Consider the following 12,408-nt stretch of genomic DNA (forward strand, 5'->3'; position numbering starts at 1 on the left):
GACTAGAAGTCGCAGCTACACAGACGAAACCCACCTTCGTGGGTTCAAAAGCCTTGATTTTTCGTTAGTCCACGCAGGTGGACTTTGTTTGTGTAGTAGCGATTTCTAATCGCCGGAAACTTTTCAAACATCCTCTTAGAAGGAAAGATACTTTGTAAAAGTGCAAAATCAACAGCGCACCGTTCAGCAACGGGAAGAATAAACTATGTACTAAAAAAAAAGATTGGAAAATCGGGCTTTAATATGTGTTCAAGACCCAGTAAAATTAAATAATAGGTCTGAATCAGAACCAGATATTTCAGTTGTAAAAATTGATCCTTTGGACTATGCAGATCATCATCCTACACCATCAGAAGTTTATTTAATTATTGAGGTTGCAGATAGTAGTTCAAAATTAGATTGTGAAACTAAAGCTCAAGCTTATTCTTTAGCAGTAATTAAAGATTATTGGGTTTTAGATGTGGTGAAACGTGAATCATACATTTTCAGAAACCCGACTCAAAACGGTTATGAAAGTCAGGTAATTATTATGGAGACTGAAACAGTTTCACCTTTAGAGTTTCCTGATTTGCAAATTCGTTTATCTGATATGTTACCACCTTGTGAAAAGTGATTAAGTAGGTAGGCAAAAATAAATAGAACTATGTTAAGTAAGTTAACAGATTCTGAAATTGGCTCGTAGTTAGGGCTTTAGCCCTACTTTCAGGTCTAAAGACCTTACTACAAACCTTTAATTATTTACGTTACTCTACTTACTCAAGATCCCCAAATTCTCAAAGAAGTCGGGGAGCTAATTAATTTACATACATTGAGAAATTATAGTTATGAATCAACAAGTTTCTAAAGCTTTATTTCAGAAAAAGGCGTTAAAAAATGCCTTGGGTAATTTTAAATTTCCTTCAGATTTGCCAGAACGTCACCAAATTATTAAAAAATGGGTTGATGCTTTAAATTCAGGGACTCTTAACCAAGTAAAAGAGGTTTCTTTACATGGTGATTTTCTCAAAGATATCTTTCAAGATATTTTAGGTTATTCTTCAATTATTGCAGGTGGTGGGAAAGTTTGGGAAATTCACGCTGAACAAACTATTGCTGACGGGGGTGGTTCTGCTGATGCTGCTTTGGGATTTTTCACCGCAACAGAGAATAGTAAAGGTAAGGTAAAATTACAGGGTAAAGTTGTTGCACCAATTGAATTAAAAGGGACAAAAGATGATTTAGATAGACCCGCACCAGGGAGAAAAGAATCCGCAGTTGATCAGGGTTGGCGTTATGCTAATTATACACCTGATTGTCATTGGATTATTATTTCTAATTATCGAGAATTACGATTATATCATACTAATAAAACTCCGGCTTATTATGAAAAATTTTTATTAGTTGATTTAGCAGATTTAGAGGAATTTAAAAGATTTTATTTTCTGCTGTGTCGGACAAGCTTTTTACCAGTCAAAGATATATCTACAATTGATAGGTTATTAGCAACTTCTGAGGAAGCACAAGAGGATATTACTAAACAGCTTTACGAAGAATATAAACAAGTTAGATTAAATATAGTTAGAGATTTTCGGTTTCGCTTTGGTAGTAAATTAGGTATTCCTAACTCTGACCAAGTATTAATTGAAAAAGCACAAAAGACTTTAGACAGAATCTTATTTATTGCTTTTTGCGAAGATAGAGGATTATTACCAGAAAAGACAATTGCTAAAGCTCATGATAGCAAAGATGTGTATAATCCTAAACCAATTTGGGACAATTATCAAGCTGTTTTTCGTTGGGTTGACCAAGGTAATGAAGATCCACCCATTCCGGGTTATAATGGTGGTTTATTTAAACATGATCAAATCTTAGATGAACAATTAGATATTCCCGATTCTTTATGTAATCAACTTAAACAACTGACGCGCTTTGATTTTGATTCGGAAGTTTCTGTAGATATTTTAGGGCGGATTTTTGAACAGTCAATTACAGATTTAGAAGAATTAAAAGCCGATGTTGCTAAACAGGAATTTGATAAAAAACAAGGTAAGCGGAAAAAGTTAGGCGTATTTTACACTCCTGCTTATATTACTCAATATATTGTCGAAGTTGCAATTAGTGGATATTTACAAAAACGCGAAGATGAATTAAGAGAAAAGTTTAAATTAGAGGAATTTGCAGATACACAAGAAAACCGAAAAAAAGAAATTAAATTTTGGGAAAGTTACCGAGATGAGGTATTAGTAAAAACGCGAGTTATTGACCCTGCTTGCGGTTCAGGTGCATTTTTAATTGCAGCTTTTGATTATTTTGCAAGTCAGTATCAACGAGTTAATGATAATTTACGATTTTTGAAACATCAAACTACAGAAAATATTGAATTAGATAAAACTATTCTCAGAAATAATCTATTTGGGGTTGATTTATCTCCAGAGTCGGTAGAAATTACTAAGTTATCTTTGTGGTTAAAAACTGCAACTCAAGGAAAAACTTTAACTTATTTGGATGATAATATTAAAATCGGTAATTCCATAGTTGCTGATTCACAATTTACAGATTTACCTTTTATTTGGGAAAGTGAATTTTCTCAAGTGTTTAGTGAAGGTGGTTTTGATGTGGTAATTGGAAATCCTCCTTATATTCGTCAGGAGTTGTTATCACCATTTAAACCTTATTTACAGGAAAGTTATCAAACTTATGATGGAGTTGCAGATATTTATATTTATTTCTATGAAAAGGGTTTAAATCTGCTGAAACCAGAAGGAATTATTTCTTATATTGTCACTAATAAATGGTTGCGTTCTGGATATGGTGAACCTTTGCGTCGGTTCTTTTCTCAAGAAAGTATATTTGAACAAATTATTGATTTTGGACACGCACCGATTTTTGAAGACGCTGATACTTTTCCCTGCATTATCGCAGCGAGGAAAAGAACCCCACCCCAACCCTCGAATATCAAAAGTTTATCCTCATCTTCCCCCCGTAGCGGGGGGACTGAGGGGGGTGCGAGGAGGGAGGAAGAAAAGGTTTTAGTTTGTTCTGTTCCCCGTGAGGAATTGAAAAATATTAACCTCACTCAATATGTGCAGAATCCAGAAAATAGTTATACTATTCCTTGGTCGCGGTTTACTGCTAATGCTTGGAGTTTAGAACCTCCTGCGGTTGATGATTTAATGCGGAAAATTCAACGGGTAGGAGTTCCGTTAAAGGAGTTTACTGGGGTTAAACCAATATGTGGAATAAAAACAGGTTTTAATGAGGCTTTTTTCATAGATGATGCTACTAAGAATAAGTTGGTTCAATCTGATCCAAAATCATCAGAAATTATCAAACCATTATTGAGAGGTCAAGATGTTAAAAGATGGATTCCTGAATGGGATAAACTTTGGATAATTTTTGCTCACAAAGATATAGATATAGAACAATATCCTATTATTAAACAACATTTAGAAATTTATAGAAATAAATTAGAAGCTAGAGCAGGTAAACAGTTATGGTGGCAATGGCAAGCATCACCAGCATTTTATCATCTTTTTGAAAAACCTAAACTTATTTGGCAGGATTTAGCTTTTCATTCACGATTTTGTTTAGATAAACAAGATGTATTCATAGATATGACTTGTTTTGCTTTACCTTGTTCTGATTTATGGTTGCTTGCTGTTCTCAATTCACCCCTTATATGGTCTTGGTTATCAAGAAATACAATTCATGGCAAAGATGAAGTATTACGTCTGAAGAATATTTATACAGAAAATATTCCCATTGCACAACCTACAGAGGAAAGTCGCGCAGAAGTAGAAGCAATTGTCACGCGGTTAATTGAAATTACCAAACTTAACGGACAAGTTTATAAAGATGTTCTTGACTGGTTGCAAATAGAATACAAAATTGAGAAACTGGGAAATAAACTAGAAGATTTTGCAACTTTGGAATTTACAGACTTTGTAGAAGAAGTGAGAAAAAGAATGCCAAAACCAAAAACTGCAAAAAAATCTTCAGACCCTTTAAGTATACCAGCTTTTACAGCTTTACGTAAAGCACATAATGATTATGTTCCCGAAATTCAAAGTCGGAAAAACGAAGCTTTAAAATTAGAACAACGTCTTTCTGATTTGGTTAATCAAGCTTATCAACTCACACCTGAAGAAATTGATTTAATGTGGAAAACAGCACCACCAAGAATGCCGATTTCTAAATAATATGTCTGAATCAGGATATCTGGTTACTGAGCGAAGTCGAATTACAGGATTAAGAGATTAAATATTTGTGATAATTCCGAAATTATGTTATTGTTCTAATTATGAAACTGATAATAACCTGATTCTGACAATTATTTAAATGATAGGATCCTCTAGATCATGATGAAAAAAATCCTGTAAATCCTTAAATCCTGTAAATTATCTCGACTCCGCTCGATAACCACCTGATTCTGATAATTATTTAAATGTTGGGTTTCCTTACGTCAACCCAACCTACGGAATTTAGAAATTAGGTTTCTCAGGATAGAAAAATAGGTAAAACTATCGTTTATAATAGTTAGGGAATACTCTTGTTGATTTATCAAAATAGTGGAATTTGGGAAAGCTTCAGGGCTTATTTTGTATAAAATTTGCTGTTTGTAAGGAGATTAAATTATGAGTTTAACTATTTCTGATGAAGTGCTAAATTCTAGCGGAATGACAGGGAGTGAACTATTAGTAGAAATCGCAGTTATGCTATTTTTACAAGAAAGGGTTAGTCTGGGTAAGGCTAGTAAAATCGCTGAAATGAATTATGTAGAGTTTCAAGAATTACTTGCACAACGTAATATTTCTATGCACTATGATGTTGAAGAATTTGAAGAAGATATTAAAACTCTTCAATCTACAGGTTGGCTATGATTATTGTTAGTAATACTTCGCCAATTAGCAGTTTAGCAAAGATTGATCAACTGTCTTTGCTTGAAGATATTTATGTTAGAATTATTATACCAGAAGCAGTATATAATGAATTAACTGATATTAGAGCAGGAGAAAAAGTTAATAACGCCCTAAAAAATGCAAATTGGATAGAAATAAGAAGTGTTATTAATAAGCAATCAGTCAGAAAGTTAGAGTTAAATTTAGATCAAGGAGAAGCTGAAGCTATTATATTAGCTGTAGAATTAAATGCCAATCAACTATTAATTGATGAAAGGTTAGGAAGACGAGAAGCAGTAAAATTAGGATTGTCTTTAACAGGCATATTAGGTATGCTTTTAATTGCTAAGAAAAGAGGATTCATCAATAATGTTAAATTAGTAATGGATGATTTAATTTCTCAAACAACTTTTAGAGTTGGTGATAAACTCTATGATCGTATTTTGAAAGAAGCGAATGAATAATGTCCGATAGAGTAGTAATGTAGGTTGGGTTAAGCGAGAGCGCAACCCAACAAAGTTGCGAAAATGTTGGGTTTCCTTGCGTCAACCCAACCTACTAAATTAAGTCGGTAATAGAAAATTGTCGCTGTTTCTCAAGATCATGTAAATGGATTTTTTCTATATATATGGCTTCAGCATAATATTTATCTTTTTCTGGTTCGGTTTCAGGATCTATTTTTTCCCATTGTTCCATGAAATAACGATAGCGTTTTTCTCTGAATACTCTTTCCAGACAAGCTAATGCTGCTTGAATAACATGGGGAGTTCGCAATATTTCTGTTTTATTTTTCTCATTGAGATGAAATATATGGGAAACTATGTCTAATTCTTCCCCTAATTCTAAATATCTATTTTGCACACTAGAAATTAAATCAACTTCATCAACTGTGAATTCTGCCATTTTTTGCCACAAAAAACGATGATGAGAAAGACTAAATTCTAAATTGCGATTTTCTAAATCTTCAATAATAATTTGCCGCTGCTGGGGAGAATGAAGATATATTATTAATAATAATACTTCGGCTCGTTCTAGTAAACTGCGTTCTGTGTGAACTAAAGATAGCTTTGGTGTTTTAGTTGGCGGTTTACTTGTGCGTGGAATTGAGGGTTTTATACTACCGGGTTTAATTTGAGTTAGGAGATTTTCAACTCTTAAAGGTTTAAGTCTACTATCTCCTAAACTCAATATTTCTGCACAGGAGGAAACATAATAATTCAGTGTGTCACTATTAACGATATTTTGCAATAGTTTAACGATTTGTTGGGTGACTTGTTGAAAGTCAGTAGCTTGTTTTAAATCTCGATTTTCAATAATTTTCTGAATTTGCCAATCTAGCCAAAGTGGGGCATTTGTTAATAGTTGTTGATAATCTTCTGAAGTATGACTATGTAGATATTCATCGGCATCTTTACCATTAGGTAAATTGAGGATTTTTAATTGCACTTCCCCTGCATAAGCTAAATTAGTAATCTCACCAATTGCTCTTTCTGTGGCAGTTGTTCCGGCTTTATCTGCATCAAAATTGAGGATTAATTGTTTGGATTCGGTGTAACGTAATAGTAGTCGAACCTGTTCGATACTTAAGGCTGTACCCAAGGAGGCAACGGCGTTATTAATTCCGGCTGCATGGAGAGAAATTGCATCAAAATACCCCTCGACAATCACAGCTTGATCTACTTTAGAAATACCGTCTTTCGCTTCATCTAAAGCAAATAGGGTTTTCCCCTTACTAAATAATTCTGTTTCGGGAGAATTGAGATATTTCGGTTGTTCTTCTGTTAAAGTTCTGCCACCAAAGGCAATAACTCTGCCTTGAATATCACGAATGGGAATCATTAGGCGATCGCGGAATACATCATAATATCCGCCCCCTTCTTTCCGGGGTTTAATTAATCCCGCTTGTTCTACCAATTGCACCGGATAATGTTTACTTTCCACCAAATAACGGTAAAGTGTTTCCCAACCCGCAGGAGCATAACCTAAACCAAATTGTTGAATTGTTCCTTGTTGAAATTGACGAGTTTTTTCTAAATACTCTAATGCTTTTTGTCCTTGAGATTGCCTTAAAGTGTGTTGATAAAATTGGGCAGCGGAAGCGAGAACAGTATATAATTGATCACGTAAAGATATCTGCCGTTGTAATTCTTGTCTTTGCTCAGGTTCTAAAGTTTTAATAGGGACTTGATAACGCTTGGCTAAATCTAGCACCACATCTGCAAATTGGCGTTTTCCCAAATCCATGACAAACTTAATAGCATTACCCGCAGCTTGACAGCCAAAGCAATAATACATTTGCTTATTGGGACTGACAGTAAAACTGGGGCTTTTTTCATCATGAAAAGGACATAACCCCACAAAATCTTTACCCCGTTTCCGCAAGACTACATACTCCGAGACTACATCAACAATATCAGCCCTGAGTTTTACTTCTTCGATAGTGTCTGGATGTAAACGGGGAATTTGCATGAGCAGTCAACGATTATAACTGACATCTATTATATAGCAGGAGTCACTGATTAAGTTAACCGGGCGGTTAGAAACCGCGTCTACACAGGCAAAACTAACTTGCGTGGGTTTAAATTCCTTAGTTTTTTGTTAGTGCGTGTAGGCAAGCTATCCTACGTGACGCTACGCAAACGTTTGTGTAGCCGGGTATCCCTTACGGGAGGCGAAGCCATATTCTATTCGCCAGGCCTAAGTTGACACCAATAAACACTGTTAAACCCCTATTCCCTATTCCCTATTACATATCAGATGCACCAGTAGCAATCAAACGTCTGAATAAAGCTGCTGACCAACCAGTTTCTTTAAGTACGGCAGCAGAGGAAACTTCTACATAAGCTTGTTCAATAAAAGCTAAATCAATCATGCAAACTTTAGCCAAAGCATCTTTTAATTCATCTGATTTACCATCAGCTTTGAGTTTTTTACCGACTTTATCAACCACAACTGCCATTGCTGGAACTACGTGCTGAGGACCAATGCCAATTTTCACATGAACCAAGCCAATGTGCCAACGACATTTTGCATATTCATCGCCCCAATTATCCATCCCTGTAAACATTTGATTAAACCAATCAATAAAGGTGGCGTGTAAACGATGAACCCGTCCCTCAGTGGCATTTAAAATACCATTCATTTCTGCATCACGTCCCAGGAATTCATAGAAATGATTTGCCATTTCTTCAGCAACTGCTGTTCCCCAATCGGTATTTGCTTGCATTATCTTTTTATCTTCAGCCGTTAGACTAATCCTGGTTTCCATGGTGGTCAAAAAAGCGCGAGGTTCAATAGCCATAATGAATCCTTAAAAATAGTTAGGTGTGGATTTAATTAACTTTTGTTGATACTCTGTAAAAGATAGAGTATAGAAATTTCTCAAAATTAAGCTAGTGGCGGTAACAGGATTAATTAAGCAGTTTTACTCCGCAGAAAACCGACTAAATTTTTGAGAAATGATTGACTAACTGCTGGCTTTTGAGTAGGTTCTGGAACTGGTTCAACTATGGGTATTTCGTAAGTAGAAACTTCCTCGGTCATGGAGACAGAAGTAGCCGCAACCATAAAATGTTCTTCTGCTAAACCAATCACAATGAGACGGAAAGCTATTTGCAATACTGTATCTACGGCGAGATTAAGTTGATCCGCAATTTTGGCTAGAGAAACTTCACCATTGGCAAATTCCCAGACTTGCCATTCTTGAGCATTTAGCTGTAATTTAGGCTGTTTTGAACTTAGACCTGATAAGCCAGAGGTGGGATCTGGTAGTTTTTCATCTAAGGCATTCCAGTCTCGTAATGCTCGCAATCCGATTAATATAACTTCGGTTGCGGACATACTTAAACCTGTCATTTCTCCCAATGGTAAAGCTGTAATTGGTTCAAATTTGAACTGACCATCTTTAATTTGAAATAAGGCACAGACTGGACGGAGAACCTGAGAGTTAAACAATAGTTTCAGTTGTTCTGCTTGGATTAAACCTTGGGATTTTAGGCACAGTCCCAAAGGTGAATTAATAAAACAGGCAGAAATGTGAGTCACCCTAGAAATTACCCGCTCACTTACCCATCCTCGTTGAGCAATTAACAATGTTAAACCTTGTTGATCTAAACGATCGGATGCACCTACAACTCGTCCTTGATGCAGCCAAATATAATAAAGTTGCTTGGCGTTAGTTTGATTTTTGTCAGATGACAATTCAATATGAAGTATACCTGTCTTTTTGCCTTGATCTAAAAATTGCAGCAGTTCTGGTAAAGAAAAATCTGCAAAGTTACCATTAATAGACATAATCAGCCTCCTTGATGAAGAAGAGATTTATTAAAACCCATAATTCAAAATCCCAATTTGTACTTTCAAAAAAGCTCTTAACTCTCAACTGCACAACTTTCCATTAAGTATTGTACTAAATGAATTACTGCTTCTGCTACTGAGTCTCTTTCGTTAGGATTCACCTTAACTAAAGGAGGCCGATTCTGCTCATCTACATAACCAATTGCTAAGTATATATCTTCCTCTGCCCAAGCTCCAGGACAATCTGTATGACTGATACCGATGATCATCGGTACACTAACTCTCGCTTGCATGAAGTTGATAATATTCCGTGCTTGACGAAATTCTCTTGGTCTATGGGCTGCGATGAGTACGATATAAGCGTGTGCTTTATTAATCAAAATATCCCACATAAAGTCAAATCGAGTTTGACCAGGTGTTCCGTAAAGGTGCAGTGCCATATCTGGACCAAATTGCAATCTGCCGAAGTCAAAGGCTACAGTGGTTCTTTTCTTGAGCAATGCTGTTTCATCAGTTGCACGGGTATCTGTATCTACAACTTCAATTTCACTAACGGAACGAATAAAGGTAGATTTACCAGCCCCTACAGTTCCTGTGACAACCAAGCGCATAATTTCCATCTTTATCACCCTCCCATACAAAAATGTTTACAGTTGCTCACATTTTTATTTTCTTCTTGTTTAATTCTGGCAAGGTTGGCACTATCCCGTACTCAGGCTGACACCACCAATCTAGCTACTTACTGCAAAAAAAACACATCCAATTAAGTAAAAAGTCGCCTAGAATCAGCAGTATTTATCTATTGGGGAACTCTGAATAAGTTACCTCCGAGGTGATATAATTTACATGAGAATCAGCTTTAATTCTGCCAGAACTCGTTTGATTTCTAGCATTAGTAATCCTTGTTTAGCACTTTCACTGGCTAAAACTAGCAGCACGGCATCTTGACCACAACTAGTTAAGATACCAAAGCCTTTATTGCCTTCTACAAAGATTCGGTCAATAGTTCCTCTGGCTAATTCCATACCAATTCTTTCGCCTAAGGATAACATAGATGCGGACATGGCTGATACCCTTTCTTCATCCATTCCACCTGGCAAGCTGGCTGCTAAAGGGAGTCCATCGGGAGTAACAAGTGCTGCTCCCTGTACATCAGTAGTAGCACTAACAAAGTTTTGTAAAACCATGCTGAGTTTTTCTGAGTTGATAGCCATGATGATTATTCTCCGTTGTTTTAAATGGGAAAGTGGGTAGGAAAATCAAGTAAGTACGGAATTAAACAAACTCTTTTCACTTGTAGTAGTACAGTATCATTTATTTTAAAGAAACAATAATGGGACTGTGTAAATAGAGGCCTCTTTTCTAGTATCCTTGTGATTTGAATTATGCACCAGTCAAAACTAAGATGATACCGAAAAAATACGGAATTTAGTTTTTCTTATTATTAATATAAGTTAAGATTATTGCTTTGTTTGTAATCTTAAGCTGTGTAACTCATATGACATAAGCTTTTGAGGTGATTTAATCGGTGTCAATTTTGGGTATTTTGTTTTAGTTTTTGTTGAGAGTGTCAACTATAGGAAGTTTTAAGTATTGTGATTAACTTTTGTCAATATTATCAAGTATGTCTATGTAAATGTGGTGCTGAAGAAAGGTTGTAATCTGATAATGACTACATCAAAGAAACCACGTGCTATTTATTTCAAATATCTTGTTCTAAGTATGTCAGAAAACTATTGGCTAGGATAGCAGCTTGTGTGCGATCGCGTAAATTTAACCGATTTAAAATATTGGTGACATGATTTTTAACTGTTCCTTTGGAAATATACAGTTTTTTGGCAATTTCTCGATTATTTTCGCCAATGGCAATTAACCGCAAAACTTCTTTTTCTCTAGGCGTAAGTTCTACTAAGTTCGGTGGTACAGCTAATACAGGTTGGGGTGGAATAGCAGGAAATTGAGTAATAAGTTTTTTAACTATTCCTGGTCCTAGTTGGGAATATCCTTTATTAACCGCACGAATAGCACTCCGATTTTTTGGGCTTCAATATAACCGAGTAATTGATTATTCTTTCTCACGGTAAAATCAGGAATACCTGCTTGATTTCCCAATTCTTCAACGGTGGATTTTGTTCCTGAAATTAAAATGCGATCGCGCATACTTTGTAAACCAAATCCTATAGTATTTTGACCCCCATCAAAACCTTTACCATTATCCTGAATTATTAGCTTCAAGCCTGTTAAAGTTGTTATTAATTCTAGTCGAACTTCTGTAGCTTGAGCATATTTAGAAATATTCGTTAATGATTCTTGAATAATTCGATAAATAGCAGTGCTGATTTCCATAGACAGTGGAGAAATAATAGAAATTTGACAAGAGCCAAATAGAACCGCCAAACTAAAACTGAAAAATCTAAATCTTTCCTGCGCTATTGGTGAAAATCTTCCAGGAGGAATCCGTTGTCTCAGAGTAAATATAAATAAAATAAATGAAGATAAAGTAACTGTTACAGCAAATTGTCATCAAACCTGGAACAAGAACCCCACCCCCAACCCCCTCCCCGCCAGCGATGAGGGGGCTAAGATGTACCTTGTGTGATTGCAAATTGCTGTAATCGTCCGGGAAGTTGAAAAATCAAACAACTACGAGTTACCAAAATTAAATAGAGAAAGGTAAAAAGTCTCGCACTTATACCACCGAAAAAACCAGTAATTAAAATTAAAATAACTTCCAATACCGTATAAATGATTTTATTGGTTTTATTGAAAGTAGGCAATCTTAACCCCATTAAACCAAAAATTGTTAAACTACAAATTGTCAATTCTGGATACAAAGTCAAAACTAATACTGAGCAAGCTTTTTGGCGATTGATAATGCACCAGCACTTTCGAGAATTAATTGAAATTCGCCACTGCGATCGCTCGGTACTTCTACCATCACTAAAAATTCACCAGCTTCCAAGCGGGTTTGATAGAGTGTAGCTTTGTCTTCTGGCATTCCTAAAGCAGTGAGAACTGATACCAAACCTGCACCAGCACTACCAGCGATCGCTCCACTTGCAGCCCCCAATAAGTAAGTAGGCGAAATTAATTACACATTAGGATAATAATATTGTAAAATACATTCTTGGTAATAATAATGAGATAAAAAATGCGATTTATTCGAGATTTAAACTGGGATACAGCAAAATTACTAAAGAGAATATATAAAGAGAGTAAGCATCATCAAGTGAGA

8 protein-coding genes and 5 pseudogenes are annotated in these 12,408 nt (G+C 35.6%); 4 read left to right on the forward strand and 9 right to left on the reverse strand.

Annotated features, from left to right (window positions below; all coding sequences use genetic code 11):
* Positions 1–132: 132 nt before the first annotated feature.
* From PN471_RS10990 to PN471_RS11005, 4 genes and pseudogenes are all read left to right on the forward strand, one after another.
* Positions 133–613: pseudogene (locus tag PN471_RS10990) on the forward strand (Uma2 family endonuclease); the annotation flags it as partial.
* A gap of 211 nt (positions 614–824) precedes the next feature.
* Positions 825–4,178, forward strand: a complete 3,354-nt coding sequence (locus PN471_RS10995; protein ID WP_271776885.1) for an Eco57I restriction-modification methylase domain-containing protein — start codon at positions 825–827, stop codon at positions 4,176–4,178.
* Between the two features lie 435 nt (positions 4,179–4,613).
* Positions 4,614–4,859 carry a UPF0175 family protein gene (locus PN471_RS11000; protein WP_271776886.1) on the forward strand — a complete coding sequence of 82 codons (246 nt, stop codon included), beginning with the start codon at positions 4,614–4,616 and terminating at the stop codon, positions 4,857–4,859.
* Positions 4,856–5,341, forward strand: a complete 486-nt coding sequence (locus tag PN471_RS11005; protein WP_271776887.1) for a DUF3368 domain-containing protein — start codon at positions 4,856–4,858, stop codon at positions 5,339–5,341. Before PN471_RS11000 ends, PN471_RS11005 begins: the two co-directional genes overlap by 4 nt.
* 94 nt (positions 5,342–5,435) lie before the next feature.
* Here PN471_RS11005 and dnaG read toward each other — a convergent pair whose 3' ends face one another.
* From dnaG to PN471_RS11050, 9 genes and pseudogenes are all read right to left on the reverse strand, one after another.
* Entirely contained in the window at positions 5,436–7,346 is a 1,911-nt protein-coding gene (gene dnaG, locus PN471_RS11010) for a DNA primase (RefSeq protein WP_271776888.1), read from the reverse strand.
* 277 nt (positions 7,347–7,623) lie between these two features.
* On the reverse strand, positions 7,624–8,178 hold the full coding sequence (locus PN471_RS11015) for a protoglobin domain-containing protein (protein ID WP_271776889.1): 555 nt from the start codon (positions 8,176–8,178) through the stop codon (positions 7,624–7,626).
* 113 nt (positions 8,179–8,291) lie between these two features.
* Complete coding sequence (locus tag PN471_RS11020; RefSeq protein ID WP_271776890.1) at positions 8,292–9,170, reverse strand: DUF4388 domain-containing protein; 879 nt, start codon at positions 9,168–9,170, stop codon at positions 8,292–8,294.
* Between the two features lie 77 nt (positions 9,171–9,247).
* Entirely contained in the window at positions 9,248–9,793 is a 546-nt protein-coding gene (locus tag PN471_RS11025; protein ID WP_193896508.1) for a GTP-binding protein, read from the reverse strand.
* 222 nt (positions 9,794–10,015) lie between these two features.
* Entirely contained in the window at positions 10,016–10,387 is a 372-nt protein-coding gene (locus PN471_RS11030) for a roadblock/LC7 domain-containing protein (RefSeq protein WP_039199981.1), read from the reverse strand.
* Positions 10,388–10,875: 488 nt separating this feature from the next.
* Positions 10,876–11,199 (reverse strand): annotated as a pseudogene (locus PN471_RS11035) (response regulator transcription factor); the annotation flags it as partial.
* Positions 11,163–11,525: pseudogene (locus PN471_RS11040) on the reverse strand (sensor histidine kinase); the annotation flags it as partial. The pseudogenes PN471_RS11040 and PN471_RS11035, both read right to left, overlap by 37 nt.
* Before the next feature lie 260 nt (positions 11,526–11,785).
* Positions 11,786–12,004 (reverse strand): annotated as a pseudogene (locus PN471_RS11045) (sensor histidine kinase); the annotation flags it as partial.
* Between the two features lie 35 nt (positions 12,005–12,039).
* Positions 12,040–12,246: pseudogene (locus tag PN471_RS11050) on the reverse strand (ChaB family protein); the annotation flags it as partial.
* Positions 12,247–12,408 lie beyond the last annotated feature (162 nt).

This window comes from Aphanizomenon sp. CS-733/32 (assembly GCF_028330045.1).
In the GTDB taxonomy this organism is placed as follows: Bacteria; Cyanobacteriota; Cyanobacteriia; order Cyanobacteriales; family Nostocaceae; genus Dolichospermum; species Dolichospermum gracile.

Coding starts and splice junctions, on each gene's coding strand:
- PN471_RS11015 (WP_271776889.1), bottom strand. CDS start 8,178: ATGGCTATTGAACCTCGCGCTTTTTTGACCACCATGGAAACCAGGATT.
- PN471_RS11005 (WP_271776887.1), top strand. CDS start 4,856: ATGATTATTGTTAGTAATACTTCGCCAATTAGCAGTTTAGCAAAGATT.
- PN471_RS11020 (WP_271776890.1), bottom strand. CDS start 9,170: ATGTCTATTAATGGTAACTTTGCAGATTTTTCTTTACCAGAACTGCTG.
- PN471_RS11025 (WP_193896508.1), bottom strand. CDS start 9,793: ATGGAAATTATGCGCTTGGTTGTCACAGGAACTGTAGGGGCTGGTAAA.
- PN471_RS11030 (WP_039199981.1), bottom strand. CDS start 10,387: ATGGCTATCAACTCAGAAAAACTCAGCATGGTTTTACAAAACTTTGTT.
- PN471_RS11000 (WP_271776886.1), top strand. CDS start 4,614: ATGAGTTTAACTATTTCTGATGAAGTGCTAAATTCTAGCGGAATGACA.
- PN471_RS10995 (WP_271776885.1), top strand. CDS start 825: ATGAATCAACAAGTTTCTAAAGCTTTATTTCAGAAAAAGGCGTTAAAA.
- dnaG (WP_271776888.1), bottom strand. CDS start 7,346: ATGCAAATTCCCCGTTTACATCCAGACACTATCGAAGAAGTAAAACTC.